Annotated in this window: 8 protein-coding genes; 5 read left to right on the top strand and 3 right to left on the bottom strand. The window is 72.1% G+C overall.

Going from position 1 to position 14,189, the window contains the following annotated elements:
* Positions 1-11: 11 nt before the first annotated feature.
* Positions 12-1,100 carry an LCP family protein gene (locus tag ACI2LY_RS07095; protein ID WP_404706254.1) on the bottom strand — a complete coding sequence of 363 codons (1,089 nt, stop codon included), beginning with the start codon at positions 1,098-1,100 and terminating at the stop codon, positions 12-14.
* A gap of 604 nt (positions 1,101-1,704) precedes the next feature.
* Here ACI2LY_RS07095 and ACI2LY_RS07090 point away from each other — a divergent pair.
* From ACI2LY_RS07090 to ACI2LY_RS07070, 5 genes are read left to right on the top strand one after another with little or no spacing between them, the layout of a single operon-like run.
* Entirely contained in the window at positions 1,705-3,159 is a 1,455-nt protein-coding gene (locus tag ACI2LY_RS07090; protein WP_404706495.1) for a stealth family protein, read from the top strand.
* Positions 3,160-3,174: 15 nt separating this feature from the next.
* Complete coding sequence (locus ACI2LY_RS07085) at positions 3,175-4,815, top strand: sugar phosphotransferase (protein ID WP_404706253.1); 1,641 nt, start codon at positions 3,175-3,177, stop codon at positions 4,813-4,815.
* A complete protein-coding gene (locus ACI2LY_RS07080; protein WP_404706252.1) occupies positions 4,812-6,575 on the top strand; it encodes a stealth family protein in 1,764 nt (587 codons plus the stop codon). The genes ACI2LY_RS07085 and ACI2LY_RS07080 overlap by 4 nt, the downstream gene beginning before the upstream one ends.
* The gene (locus tag ACI2LY_RS07075) at positions 6,572-8,665 is read left to right on the top strand and encodes a glycosyltransferase family 4 protein (protein ID WP_404706251.1); all 2,094 of its coding nucleotides are present in this window, start codon (positions 6,572-6,574) and stop codon (positions 8,663-8,665) included. Before ACI2LY_RS07080 ends, ACI2LY_RS07075 begins: the two co-directional genes overlap by 4 nt.
* Positions 8,666-8,714: 49 nt before the next feature.
* Complete coding sequence (locus tag ACI2LY_RS07070; protein ID WP_404706250.1) at positions 8,715-10,682, top strand: PIG-L family deacetylase; 1,968 nt, start codon at positions 8,715-8,717, stop codon at positions 10,680-10,682.
* A 68-nt stretch (positions 10,683-10,750) separates the two neighbouring features.
* Here the strand turns inward: ACI2LY_RS07070 and ACI2LY_RS07065 are convergent, their stop codons facing one another.
* Together ACI2LY_RS07065 and ACI2LY_RS07060 are read right to left on the bottom strand one after the other, a co-directional pair.
* Positions 10,751-12,880, bottom strand: coding sequence for a 3-hydroxyacyl-CoA dehydrogenase NAD-binding domain-containing protein (locus ACI2LY_RS07065; protein WP_404706249.1), 2,130 nt, complete (start codon positions 12,878-12,880; stop codon positions 10,751-10,753).
* Entirely contained in the window at positions 12,877-14,094 is a 1,218-nt protein-coding gene (locus ACI2LY_RS07060; protein WP_404706248.1) for a thiolase family protein, read from the bottom strand. The genes ACI2LY_RS07065 and ACI2LY_RS07060 overlap by 4 nt, the downstream gene beginning before the upstream one ends.
* Positions 14,095-14,189 lie beyond the last annotated feature (95 nt).

Genomic DNA, 14,189 nt, shown 5'->3' with positions numbered 1-14,189 from the left:
GGGCGCCGTCCTTACGGGGTAGCGCCGCCGCGCGCGGGCGACTTCTTGGCGGAGTCGGGGATGGTCCCGTCCGTGCGCAGGGCCGCCCAGAGCTGCTTGGCCTGGGGCTCGGCGGCCACGACCCGGTTGGGGTCCTGGGTGTCGTACCGCACCGGGAGCATGATCGTCTCCATGGTGGAGGTGTCGACACCGTTCATGCTGCGGCTGAACTCGGCGAGCTTGGTGAGGGAGGCGAGCCCGGAGTCGGTGGTGAGCGCGGTGGTGAGGTCGTCCGCCACGGCGTACGCCTTGGTAGGGCTGCCCATCAGGTCCTGCCGCTTGATCTCGGCGAGCAGGGCCATCAGGAACTTCTGCTGCATCCCGATCCGGCCCAGGTCGCTGCCGTCCCCGATGCCGTGCCGGGTGCGGACGAACTGGAGCGCCTGGGTGCCATTGAGCCGGTGGGTGCCCGCGGCCAGGTCGAGCCCGCTGGAGGAGTCGTGGATGTCGCGGTCCACGGTGACGGGCACGCCGCCGATCGCGTCGACGAGGCCCTGGAACCCGGCGAAGTCGATCTCCACGAAGTGGTCGAGCCGTACGCCCGACATCTTCTCGACCGTCTTGACCACACAGGCCGGACCGGCGGCCGAGTAGACCGAGTTGAACATCACGCGGTTCGCCGAGGGCAGCTTCGTGCCGTCGGCCTTGGCGCACTCGGGGCGGGTGACGAGGGTGTCGCGCGGGATGCTGACGGCGACGGCCTTCTGCCGCCCCTCGGGTATGTGGATCACCAGCGCGGTGTCCGAGCGCGCTCCGGCCACGTGCCCGGTCCCGGTCGTGGCGTTGGCGCCCGCGCGCGAGTCGGAGCCGAGGACCAGTACGTTCTGCCCGGAGGTGGGGAGCTTCGCGGGCCGGTCGTCGCCGAGGGACTGGTCGAGGTCGACGCCCTTGATGTTGCCGTCGAGCTGGCTGTACAGCGCGTAGGAGACACCGGCCGCGGCGACCGCGAGGACCACGACACCACCGGCGATCCAGCGCAGCGGCCGACGGCGCCGTCCGGTCGGCGGCGCCTGCCGCGGCCCCGTCTCGTGGTTGCCCGGACCCACCGGGGAGTGCGTCATGCTCGGTCCTCTCGCTTGTCGGCTCAGCGCCTTGTTCCATGAGTGGCCTGGGCGCGAGTGGGGGGAGAGGTTCGGGCCCGTACGGCGCTTCGCGCCGTGGTCCGCCGAACTATAGACCGAATGTCAGATCACGTACTGTGTGCGTCCGCTGTCCATCGTTCACCAGAACTTCACCTGGTCGGCCAGCTCTCCAGCCTGTTTGCCTGACGATCCGTTCATTTGACAGTGATGTGAACATGCGGTGATGATTCGCAAAGCGCGTGAAGCTTAAAGCATCATGTGTATGGCCTGATCATTCACAGGCGCTCACCCGGCCGGGGGCCGGGAGTGAACGAGGGGGGTCGGCTGTGGTCTCGGGGGTCTCGGCCTGCAAGGAGTCGGAAGCGTGACGGCGGTATCCGAACACACCGCCGTACGGATGCCCGTCGATCAGCCGCGCCGTGGCGCCGTCGCACCGACGGCCTTCCTGGAGCGCACCGCGCGGGCCGTCGTCGAGGCGGCGGCAGCGGTCGGCGAGCCGACGGCGGTCACCGAGCGGCACGACGACGTCTACGTCATCCAGCGGATCACCCCGCTCGCGGCCCGCGAGGCCAACCGCGCGGCCATGTCGCGGCTGCTCTCCACCGTCGGTGTCGACCACTTCGCCGTCCGGGGCAACGACGACCACGGCACCGTGCTCGCCGTCGCCGAGGACGCGCGCCCCCAGGTGCTGAACGTGCTGCGGCGCGGCCTCGAACAGTTCCCCGGCGTGCTGAGCGTGATCGACCCCGACGCGCCCCGCCAGGCCAAGCCGCGCTCCACGCGGGAGCCCGCCGCCTGGCGCGAGGTGTCCGGCGCCCGGGTCCTCCAGGTCAGCTGGACCCGCGCGGACCCCGACCGGCACCTGACGCTGGGGCACGAGTACGGCTGCGCCGTCGAGTTCTGGCGCCGTGAGGGCGACCGTCTGGTGGCGCCCCGCGCCAACCGGGTCGCCTGGACCGTGCAGGCGGACGGTCCCGGCGTGCGCGGTGCGGCCCGGCTGTTCAGCCGCTTCATCTCCGACTGGACCCCCGCCGAGGACGCGCCCCCGCTGGTCACCCGGCCCGAGTTCCTCGTCCCGTGCGCGGACGACATCGACTTCCCCGTGGACGCGGTCTACACCTGGGTGGACGGCAACGACCCGGCCTGGCAGGAGCGCAAGGCCACGGCCAAGGGCGAGGTCTACCACGCCGAGTCGGCGAGCGACGCCCGCTTCATCAGCCGGGACGAACTCCGTTACTCGGTACGCTCGTTGCACATGTTCGCGCCCTGGGTGCGCAACGTCTACGTGGTGACCGACGACCAGACCCCCGCCTGGCTGCGGGAGGACCTGGCGGACGTGCCCGGACTCCGGATCGCCACGCACCGCGAGATCTTCCGTGACCAGTCCGACCTGCCGGTGTTCAACTCGCACGCCATCGAGAGCCAGTTGCACCGCATCGAGGGCCTGGCCGAGCACTTCCTGTACTTCAACGACGACATGTTCATGGGCCGCCCGGTCGCGCCGCACGCCTTCTACACCCCGACCGGCCTGGCCCGGTACTTCCCCTCGCGCAACCGCATCCCGCAGGGCCCGGTCGTCCCCACGGACAGCCCGGTCGACGCGGCGTGCAAGAACAACCGCGCGCTGCTGAAGGAACGTTTCGGCAGAGTGATCACGCAGCCCATGGAGCACATTCCGTACCCGATGCGCCGCTCGGCGATGGAGGAGGCGGAACGGGACTTCCCGGAAGCGTGGGCGCGCACCTCGGGCAGCAGATTCCGCGCCATGACGGACATCTCCCCGACCTCGTCCTTCGTCCTCTACTACGCCGCCCTCACCGGCCGGGGACAGCCGGGCTCGATGCCCTTCACCTACCTCCAGCTCTCGGTGCCCGATCTGGCCGACCGGCTCCAACGCCTGCTGGACGGCCGGGACAAGGACTCCTTCTGTCTCAACGACGCCTTCTCCACCCCCGAGGACATCGAGGCCCAGCAGGAACTGCTGGACGGATTCCTCAACGCCTACTTCCCCACCCCGAGCCCTTACGAACAACGATGAAGCGGAGTTCATGACGTGTCCGATCCGACGTCCATGAACTCAGCGGTTCAGGTCTACAAGCGATTCGTCCCCGACCCCCTGCGCGCGGCCGCGGCCACCACGCTGCCCGACGGGATGCGCCGCTCGGTGAAGCGGAGCCTCGCCCAGACCCTGCGCCGCCGCGAGGCACGACTGCACCAGCGCGCGCTGCGCCGGGTGCGCCGGGCCGGACTCGGCCGGTCCGAGCGCCGCATCGAAGCGCCGGACGGCCGTGTCGGCCATGTGCACACCGGACTCACCGCCGATTTGGCCCGCCGGTTCGACCACGACCTGGTCACCCGTGCCCTGGACTCCGCGGGCATCTGCTGGTTCGCGGTCCCCGCGCTGGACGACCGCCGTATCTGCCTCGCCGTCGAGCAGCGCGACAAGGGAGCCGTGCGCCGCGTGCTCCGGGCCCTCCTGGAGGAGCACACCGGGTACGTCACCTCCGTGTCGCCCGCCCAGCCCGACAACCCGGGGGAGCCGGGCAGCCATGTGAAGGCGTGGAAGCACTACGCCAAGGCGCGGGTCATCCGGCTCGCCTGGCTGCGCACCGAGCCCACCGAGAACCTGTGGACCGGCGACGACCAGGGCATCGAGATCGAGTTCTGGACCCGCAACACCAACCTGCCCACCGAGCGCCTCATCGGCCCCCGCCCCAACCGCGTCCAGCGCGCCGTGCCCAGCGACGCCCCCGGGGTCGAGATCGGCTTCGACCGGCTGTGCGGCTACAGCGACACCGACGCCGAACTCGAGCCCACCGTCACCCTGGACACCTTCGACGTCGTCCGGCTGGACGAGGTGGACTTCCCCGTCGACGCGGTCGTCCTCTTCGAGCACGCCACCCCCTGGGGCGAGGAACTGCTGCGCGCCGCGCTGCGCTCCCTCCACCAGTACGCGCCCTGGACCCGGGTGATCCACGTCCTCGCGCGCACGGAGCCGCCCGCCTGGCTGAGCGACGCCGAAGGGATCGACGTGGTCCGGGCCCGGCCCGGCGCCGAGGCGCAGCTGCACCGGCTGCCGGGGCTCGCCCCGCACTTCCTGCTGCTGCGCCCCGGCGCGGTCGTCGGCCGCCCGATCCGGCCCTTCGACTACTTCATGCCCGGCGGCGCGGCCCGCCCCCGGCGCGGCCGCTGGACTGCCGAGGAGTCCATCGCCCCCTGGGCGCGCGCCGCGTTCTCGGCCACCGGCCGGGCCGTCGCGCACGGCTACGCGGGCGGCCCCCAGCCGCACCGCGTCGAGACCCTCGCCCGCCTCGCGGAGAAGGGCACCCCAATGCCCGAGGCGCCCGACGGACAGCGGGCCGCCGTCGTGCCCGGCACCCATCCGCTGGACGGCGTCGCCCACCACTTCGGCCAGCTCCACACCCTCGCGGACCCCTCCGGCGAGGCGTCGGTCACGCTGCACGCGGCGCTGCCCGGCCTCCCCGTCCAGCTGCGGCGGCTGCTGGCCCGCCGGGACACCCAGCAGATCCAGCTGACCGGGCTCGGCACGAACGCGGCGCTGGCGGGCGGCGGCACCGAGGCCGTCGTCGGCTTCCTGCACCGCTACTTCCCCGTACCCAGCCCCTTCGAGCGCGGCCCCGAGGCCCCCTCGGCGCCCGCGGTGCCCTCCCGGAAGGCGGTCCGACAGCGGTGAGCACGGCCAATCCCGAGGCGTCGGCGCCGCTCCAGGCGTACCGTGCCGTCGTCCCCGACGTGGTCAGGCGTCGGGTCGCGCACAAGGTCCCGACCGGGCTGCGCGCGGCGCTCAAGCGGCTGCTGCGCCGACTGCACGCCCTCGGCTTCCTCACCCGGCGGTTCCGCGCCCTGCGCGCCCGGCGCCGCTGGCCCCAGCTCCGTACCTTCGAACGGGGTCCCGGACTCGCGGCGGTGCCCGGCAACCGGATCGCCGTGGTGCGGGCCGCGGTGTCCCCGCTCGCCCTGCGCGAGGCCAACCTCGAACGCGTCGTGACCGCGCTGGAACAGGCGGACATCGACCACTTCGTGATCCGCGGCACCAGCGACCTCCGTTCCTGCGTCGCCGTGTCGGCGGCCGACCGCGAGCCGGTCGCCGCCCTCCTCGGCCGCTTCGGCGCCGAGGGGCCCGTCTACGCGCAGGCCCGCCGGGGCGAGTCCGCCGCGGGCCAGCCCGTGCTGTGCGGCGCGCGGCAGGCGGCGCGGCTGGCGCGGGAGGCGGACGTGGTGCGGATCGGCACCGTCTGGAGCCATCCCGCCAAGACCCTGGTGCTCGGCCTGGAGCACGGCTGCGACCTGGAGTTCTGGCAGCCCGGCGAGGACCGGCTCGTCGCCCCGCGCCCCAACCGGATCACCGAGGAGGTCGCGTTCGGCGAGCCCCTGGTCACCCTGCCCGCCAGCAGGCTCACCAGCTTCGCCGCGCCGCCCACCAGCCCCAGTCGGCCGGTGCGCACCCTCGCGGCCAGCGCCGACCGCCTGCCCGAGGACGTGCGGTTCCCCATCGACGCCGTCTACACCTGGGTCGACGGCAGCGACCCCGCCTGGCTGCGCCGCCGCGCCGCGCACGGGGACAAGGGCTACCACGCCGAGTCCGCCAACGCCGCCCGGTACATCAGCCGGGACGAGCTGCGCTACTCGCTGCGCGCGCTGGCCCAGAACGCGCCCTGGATCAGGCGCGTCCACCTGGTGACGGACCAGCAGCGCCCGGCCTGGCTCGACGACACCCACCCCCGGATCACCGTCGTCGACCACTCCGAGATCTTCGACGACCCGTCCGCGCTGCCCACCTTCAACTCGCACGCCATCGAGAGCAGGCTGCACCACATCAAGGGCCTGTCCGAGCACTTCCTGTACTTCAACGACGACATGTTCCTCGGCCGCCCCGTCACCCCGCAGGACTTCTTCCTCTCCAACGGGATGAGCCGCATCTTCTTCTCCCCGTCCCAGGTCCCGCAGTGGGCGAGCCCGGCCGGGGACCGCCCGGTGGACGCCGCCGGGAAGAACAACCGACGCCTGCTGCGGGAACGATTCGGCACCGCCATCGTGCACAAGCTGCGGCACGCCCCGTACGCCCTGCGCCGCAGCGTGCTCCAGGAGATCGAGCGGGAGTACGCGACGGAGCACCGGCAGACCACGTACAGCCGGTTCCGCAGCGCGGCCGACCTCTCCATCCCGTCGTCGCTGTACCACTACCACGCCTATCTGACCGGGCGGGCGGTGCCGTCGCAGATCGCGTTCGCCTACCTCGACCTCGCCAAGCCCGAGATCCAGCGCCGCCTCGGCATCCTGCTGGCCCGCCGCGACCGGCAGGCGTTCTGCATCAACGACACCCTCTCCGACGGCCTCGACGTCGACCGGCAGACGGTCATGCTCCGGACGTTCCTGGACGCCTACTTCCCGGTCCCGAGTCCCTTCGAACGGAAGGAGGGCGAGGTCCGATGAAGATCTCCTTCCTCATCAACAACATCTACGGCATCGGCGGCACCAACCGCACCGTCATCAACCTCGCCGAGGCCCTGTCCGTCCAGCACGACGTGGAGATCGTCTCCGTCTTCCGGCGCACCACCGCCACCAAGTTCGAGATCTCGCCGCGCGTCACCGTGCGCGCCCTGGTCGACCTGCGCCCCGGCAGCCCGGACCGGGGTGCCTCCGGCAGCGACGAACCCAGCGAAGTGGTGCCGCGCCAGGAGGAGTTCTACGCCCAGTACAGCAAGTTCACCGACGCCCGCATCATCCGGGAACTGAGCCGGACCTCGGCGGACGTCGTGATCGGCACCCGGCCCAGCCTCAACCTCTTCATCGCCGCCCACACCCGCGACGGCGCCCTGCGCGTGGCCCAGGAGCACATGACCCACCTGGCCATCCCCCCGGCGGTCCGCGCCGAGATGGCCCGCGTCTACCCGCGGCTGGACGCGATCACCACGGTCACCGACGCCGACGCCCGCTCCTTCCAGGAGAACACCCCGATCCCCGGCATCCCGGTCATCGGCGTCCCCAACAGCGTGCCCAACCCGGCCGGCCGCCCCTCCGACTGCACCCGCAAGGTCGTCGTCAGCGCCGGACGCATGCACCACGTCAAGCGCTACGACCTGCTCATCAGCGCCTTCGCCGCGCTCGCCGACGACTTCCCCGACTGGCAGCTGCGCATCTACGGCGACGGCGGCGAGGCGAACAAGCTGCGCGCCCAGGTCACCGAACTCGGCCTCAACGGCCAGGTGTTGCTCATGGGCGGCTTCTCGCCCATCGAGTCCGAGTGGGCCAAGGGCTCCATCGCCGCCGTCACCTCCAGCGCCGAGTCCTTCGGCATGACCCTGGTCGAGGCGATGCGCTGCGGCCTCCCCGTGGTCTCCACCGACTGCCCCGTGGGCCCGCGCGAGATCCTCCGCGACGGCGAGGACGGCTTCCTCGTCCCCAACGGCGAGGCCCAGGGCGTCACCGCCGCGCTCCGCCGCCTCATGGCCGACCAGCAGCTCCGCCGCACCATGGGCACCAACGCCCTGCGCAACGCCGAGCGGTACGACCCCTCGGCCATCGCCGACCGCTACGTGGCGATCTTCGAGGACGCCGCCCGGCGCCGCGCCGACGCCGAGCGCGGCTACCGCCCGCCCGCCGCCCGCAAGAACCGCTCCGCGCCGCTCACCGTGCCGCCCACCACCCTCGGCGCCGCCACCGTCGACGTCACCGCCCCCGACGCCGGATGGCTGCGCCTGATCTGCGAGGCGCCGGACGAGGGCCGCCGACGCCACCAGTTCGTCCTGCGGCACAAGCCCTCCGACGACGACCGCCGCCCCGACCTGCACCTGGACACCACGCGCACCGCGCTGGACAACGGCGGCGTCCGCTACACCGCCGTCGTCACCCCCGAGGCCATGGACGAACTCGGCGACGGACGCTGGCAGGTGGCCATGCGAGCGCCCAGGGGCCCGCTCATCCGCATGAAGGCGGGCCTGCGCGACACCCGCGCCCTCATCGACGCCCGCGCCCGCCTCATGACCCGCCCGCCCGCGCGCCCCGTCATCTGGAACCTGCCCTACGCCCAGCCCAACGGACGGCTGATGCTGCGCACCGTCGTCCGCGACCTGCACGCCGAATGCACCCGCGTCCGGGTCGGCGACGGACGCATCACCGTGGAGGGGGTGCTGTGCGGCGACGGACGCCTGGAGCCGGGCGCCCGGTTCGTCGTCAGCCGACGCGGCCGGTACGCGCAGAACGTCACCGTGGCCGTCGAGGCGCGCGGCCCGCGCCAGTTCCGGGCGGACGTGCCCCTGCGCGCCGTGGTGGACCACCGGCTGGACCGCTGGGAGGACTGGGACTGGTGGCTCCAGCCCGACCCCGCCGAGCGGCGCAAGGTGCGCGTCTGCCGTCTGCTGGAGGACTTCCCCGACGCGAAGTCCGCCCTCTCCTACTCGTCCCTGCCCCTGGTCGGCGACGAGCCCTCCGACTTCGCCGTCGTCCACCCGGCCCGGCCGGTCTGGATACGCCCCTACTGCTCGGCCTCCGGAGCCATGGCGATGAACGTGGTGGACCGGTGAGTCCCCTCACCGCCCCGCCCGCACGACACGCGACCACCTTGGACACCACATGAGCCAGCAGCCCCGCTCCGTACTCCACGTCATCGCCCACCAGGACGACGACCTGTACTTCATGAACCCCGACCTCCTGCGCTCGCTGGAGAACGGGGACCAGGTCACCACCGTGGTCCTCACGGCGGGCGAGGGCGACGGCGTCAACATCGACACCGGCGACGCCCGGCGGGCGGAGGCGGCGTTGGACTTCACCGGCTACAGCACCGCGCGCGGCTGCGGACTGCGCTCGGCGTACGCCCTGATGGTGACCGGGGACCGGGACCGCCCCTGGCACCGCCACGCGGTACGCCTGGCACCCGACTTCGTCGCCGAACGCTTCGTCCTGGACGGCCACGACCAGGTCTCCCTGTACTTCCTCCAGCTCCACCAGGGCGCGCCCACGACCCAGGGCATCCGCACCCGGATCGCCCACCTCTGGGACGGCCGCCTGCCCGCCCAGGCGACCCTGCCGGTGCACGGCAGCACGGCGGGCGAGGCACAGCGGGTGACCCGCGAACAGGTCATCACCGCGCTGACCACCCTGCTCGACCACCTCCGCCCGACGACCGTGCGCACCCTGGACCCCGATCCGGAACACGACGGCGGCAAGGCCGAGTTCGTCTGCTCCGACCACGAGGACCACACGGTGACCGCCGAGTTCGCGCTCGCGGCCCTGGAGCGCTACCGCGAGGCGGGCCACGCCCCGGTCGTCGAGCACTACCGCGCCTACGCCAACCGGTTCTGGGGCGAGAACCTCGACTCGGCGGCGATCACCGAGAAGGGCGCCTACCTCGCCGCCTACGCGGGCATCGACGCGCCCGACATCTGCCCGCAGGGCACGTGCGAGCGCTGCGGTGACCGGCAGCTGGGGCCCAACCCGTTCCGCAGCACGCACATGCGCAGCACCGCCTACCGCTACTCCCCGGCGACGAGCTGGCTGCGCCTCGGCCCCGGCGGCAGGCTCAACGCCTTCGCGGTCCTCGGCGGCAGGCTGGCGTTCTGGACCGAGACCGCCCCGGCGAGCGGGCAGTGGGCCGGGCCGTACGTCCTCGGCGACGGCTGGGTGGCGCCCACGCTCGCGGTCGGTGGAGCGCCCGGCGGCCCGGCCGAGGTGGTGGCGCTGCGCCGCGGTCGGAGCGCGGAGCGGGGGACCGTCGTGGACGTGGTGCACACCGTGCAGCACGCCGACGGCAGCGGCTTCAACGGCTGGCAGAGCCTCGGCAACCCGGACGAGGCCCACCCGGACCCGCGCGGCCAGCGGGAGGCCGGGGTGCCGTCGATCGCCACCGACCAGGACGGCCGGCTGTACGTGTTCCTCCGCGACTTCGCCCAGGGCATCGCCCTGCGCCGCCGCGAGACCAACGGCGAGTGGACGCCCTGGCAGTCCCTCGGCGGGCGCTTCCTCCAGGACGCGGGCACCGCGCTGACCACCGGGCGCGGGACCGTGGAACTCTACGTACCCGGCAAGCAGAAGGTCTGGCGCTGGTACCAGAGCGAGCCGGGCGGCGCCTTCCAGCTCGACGAGAGCCTGCGCACCGGGCGGCCCGCGACGGGCGGGATCAGCGCGGTGGACTCCGGTGACGGACGCACCTGTCTGTACTACCGGGAGGCCGAGACGCAGCAGGTCATGGCCTACCGCCAGCACGCCGACGGCAGCTGGCCCGGTGCGGGCGCCGGGCTCGGCGGACACGGCGGCACCGGCGCCGTCGCCGCGCTCTGGGTCGCCGACCGCGGCGCCCGTGAGGCGTGCCTGGCCCACCGGGGCGGCACCGGACGACTGGTGCTCTCCCTGCCCGACCGGGACCGGAAGGTCACGGGAACGCACTGGAACGAGTCCGGCGAGCCGTTCACCCACGCCCCCGCCCTGGCACGCGACGCGTCCGGCGCGGTGGTCGTGGCCGTCGTCGGCACCGACGGCCGACTGCGTGTCCGGCGCCAGCTGTCGCCCGAACCGGGCAGCCCGATGGGCCCCTGGCTCGGCTGACCCACGCCCCCGGCACACGAGGAGGGCCCCCGCGCCGAAGCGCGGGGGCCCTCCTTCGTCCGGGTGGGTTACGCGGGCACGCTCGCGACACCCTGCTCCAGGAACCGCTTGCCGTTCACCCGCTCGGAGACACCCTCACGGTCCAGGTACGGCGTGAGGCCGCCCAGGTGGAAGGGCCAGCCCGCGCCGGTGATCAGGCACAGGTCGATGTCCTGGGCCTCGGCGACGACGCCCTCGTCCAGCATGAGGCCGATCTCCTGGGCCACCGCGTCCAGGACACGGTCGCGGACCTGCTCCTCGGTGAGGACGGTGTCGCCCTGCTTGAGCAGCGCGGCGACCTCGGGGTCCAGCTCCGGCTTGCCGCTGTCGTAGACGTAGAAGCCGCGCTTGCCCGCCTCGACGACCCGCTTCAGGTTCGGGGAGACCGTGAAGCGGTCCGGGAAGGCCCGGTTGAGGGTCTCCGAGACGTGCAGGCCGATCGCCGGGCCGACCAGCTCCAGCAGCACCAGCGGGGACATCGGCAGGCCGAGCGGCTCGACGGCCTTCTCCGCGACCTCGACCGGGGTGCCCTCGTCGATGACGTTCTGGATCTCGCCCATGAAGCGGGTCAGGATGCGGTTGACGACGAACGCCGGGGCGTCCTTCGTCAGGACCGCGGTCTTCTTCAGCTTCTTGGCCACGCCGAAGGCGGTCGCCAGCGAGGCGTCGTCGGTCTGCTCGCCGCGCACGATCTCCAGCAGCGGCAGGATCGCGACGGGGTTGAAGAAGTGGAAGCCGACGACCCGCTCGGGGTGCTTCAGCTTCGACGCCATCTCCGACACCGACAGCGAGGAGGTGTTGGTGGCGAGGATCGCGTGCGCCGGGGCGACCGCCTCGACCTCGGCGAACACCTTCTGCTTGACGCCCATCTCCTCGAACACGGCCTCGATGACGAAGTCGGCGTCCGCGAAGCCCTCGGCCTTGTCCAGGACACCGGTCACCAGCGCCTTGAGGCGGTTGGCCTTGTCCTGGTTGACCCGGCCCTTGCCGAGCAGCTTGTCGATCTCGGCGTGGACGTAAGCAACACCCTTGTCGACGCGCTCCTGGTCGATGTCGGTCAGCACGACCGGCACCTCCAGGCGGCGCAGGAAGAGCAGCGCGAGCTGTGAGGCCATCAGACCGGCGCCGACGACGCCGACCTTGGTGACCGGACGGGCCAGCGCCTTGTCCGGGGCGCCCGCCGGACGCTTGCCGCGCTTCTGCACCAGGTTGAACGCGTAGATGCCGGACCGCAGTTCGCCGCCCATGATCAGGTCGGCGAGGGCCTGGTCCTCGGCGTCGAAGCCCTTCTGCAGGTCGCCGTCCTTGGCGCCCTCGATGATCTCCAGCGCGCGGTAGGCGGCCGGGGCCGCGCCGTGCACCTTGGAGTCCGCGACGAAGCGGCCCTTGGCGACGGCCTGGTCCCACGCCTCGCCCCGGTCGACCGCCGGACGCTCCACGGTGATGTCGCCCTTGAGGACCTGGGCGGTCCACAGCAGCGACTGCTCCAGGAAGTCGGCACCCTCGAACAGCGCGTCGGCGATGCCGAGTTCGAAGACCTGCTTGCCCTTGAGCTGGCGGTTCTGGTTGAGGCTGTTCTCGATGATGACCTGGACGGCCTTCTCGGCGCCGATCAGGTTCGGCAGCAGCGCGCAGCCGCCCCAGCCGGGCACCAGGCCGAGGAAGACCTCGGGCAGCGAGAACGCGGGAATCGCCTTGGAGACGGTCCGGTAGGAGCAGTGCAGGCCGACCTCGACGCCGCCGCCCATCGCCGCGCCGTTGTAGTAGGCGAAGGTCGGGACCGCGAGGCCGGAGAGGCGCTTGAAGACCTCGTGGCCGCCCTTGCCGATGGCGAGCGCGTCCTCGTGCCGCTTCAGCAGCTCGACACCCTTGAGGTCGGCGCCGACCGCGAAGATGAACGGCTTGCCGGTGATGCCGACGCCGACGAGGTCACCGGCCGCGGCCTCCTTCTCCACCTGGTCGATCGCGGCGTTGAGGTTCGCCAGCGAAGCGGGGCCGAAGGTGGTCGGCTTGGTGTGGTCCAGGCCGTTGTCCAGCGTGATCAGCGCGAACTTGCCCGCGTTGAAGGGCAGTTCGAAGTGCCGTACGTGGGCCTGGGTGACGACCTCGCCGGGGAACAGCTCGGCGGCACCCTTCAGCAGCTCGGTGGTGTTGCTCACTTCTCCCCCTCGAAGTTCGGGTTCTCCCAGATGACCGTCGCGCCCATGCCGAAGCCGACGCACATCGTCGTCAGGCCGTAGCGGACCTCCGGGTGCTCCTCGAACTGGCGGGCCAGCTGGGTCATCAGCCGGACGCCGGAAGAGGCCAGCGGGTGGCCGAACGCGATGGCGCCGCCGTACTGGTTGACGCGGGTGTCGTCGTCCGCGATGCCGTAGTGCTCCAGGAACGCGAGGACCTGGACGGCGAACGCCTCGTTGATCTCGAACAGGCCGATGTCGGAGATCGACAGACCGGCCTGGGCGAGCGCCTTCTCGGTGGCCGGGATCGGGCCGTAGCCCATCACCTCGGGCTCCACGCCCGCGAAGGCGTAGGAGACCAGGCGCATCTTGACCGGCAGGTCGTTCTCGCGGGCGAAGTCCTCGGACGCGATGATCGACGCGGTGGCACCGTCGTTGAGACCGGCGGCGTTGCCCGCGGTGACCCGGCCGTGCACACGGAACGGCGTCTTGAGACCGCTGAGGTTCTCCAGCGTGGTGCCGGGGCGCATCGGCTCGTCGGCGGTGACCAGGCCCCAGCCCGTCTCACCGGCCGCCTCGTCGGTGCGGCGCACCGAGATCGGCACCAGGTCCTGCTGGATCTTGCCGTCGGCGTACGCCTTGGCGGCCTTCTCCTGCGAGCGGACCGCGTACTCGTCGGCGCGCTGCTTGGTGATCGTGGGGTAGCGGTCGTGCAGGTTCTCGGCGGTCATGCCCATGAACAGCGCCGACTCGTCGACCAGCTTCTCGGAGACGAAGCGCGGGTTGGGGTCCACGCCCTCGCCCATCGGGTGGCGGCCCATGTGCTCGACACCGCCCGCGATGGCGACGTCGTACGCGCCGAAGGCGACCGAGCCGGAGACCGCGGTCACGGCGGTCAGCGCGCCCGCGCACATGCGGTCGATGGAGTAACCGGGCACCGACTGCGGCAGGCCCGCGAGGATGCCCGCGGTGCGGCCGAGGGTCAGGCCCTGGTCGCCGATCTGGGTGGTCGCGGCGATGGCGACCTCGTCGATCTTCTTCGGGTCCAGACCGGGGTTGCGGCGCAGCAGCTCCCGGATCGCCTTCACGACCAGGTCGTCGGCGCGGGTCTCGTGATAGATGCCCTTCGGGCCCGCCTTGCCGAACGGGGTGCGGACGCCGTCGACGAAGACGACGTCCTTGACGGTACGAGGCACGATGGCTCTCCTCCAGGGTGCGGGACGCTGAGCGCTTGCTTAAGCCCCATGCTACTTATGAGTAACGTAGCTGCACAGTCCCACCCCGGCGAGCG

The sequence above is a fragment of the Streptomyces sp. NPDC002176 genome (genome assembly GCF_044903645.1).
Lineage (GTDB): Bacteria > Actinomycetota > Actinomycetes > Streptomycetales > Streptomycetaceae > Streptomyces.
Note: the sequence above shows the minus strand (reverse complement) of the source record. Positions and strands in the feature narration are given on the sequence as shown.

What these genes read in the sequence shown, in the direction of transcription:
- ACI2LY_RS07095 (WP_404706254.1), bottom strand. Translation starts at nt 1,100, where the DNA reads ATGACGCACTCCCCGGTGGGTCCGGGCAACCACGAGACGGGGCCGCGG.
- ACI2LY_RS07075 (WP_404706251.1), top strand. Translation starts at nt 6,572, where the DNA reads ATGAAGATCTCCTTCCTCATCAACAACATCTACGGCATCGGCGGCACC.
- ACI2LY_RS07090 (WP_404706495.1), top strand. Translation starts at nt 1,705, where the DNA reads ATGTCGCGGCTGCTCTCCACCGTCGGTGTCGACCACTTCGCCGTCCGG.
- ACI2LY_RS07070 (WP_404706250.1), top strand. Translation starts at nt 8,715, where the DNA reads ATGAGCCAGCAGCCCCGCTCCGTACTCCACGTCATCGCCCACCAGGAC.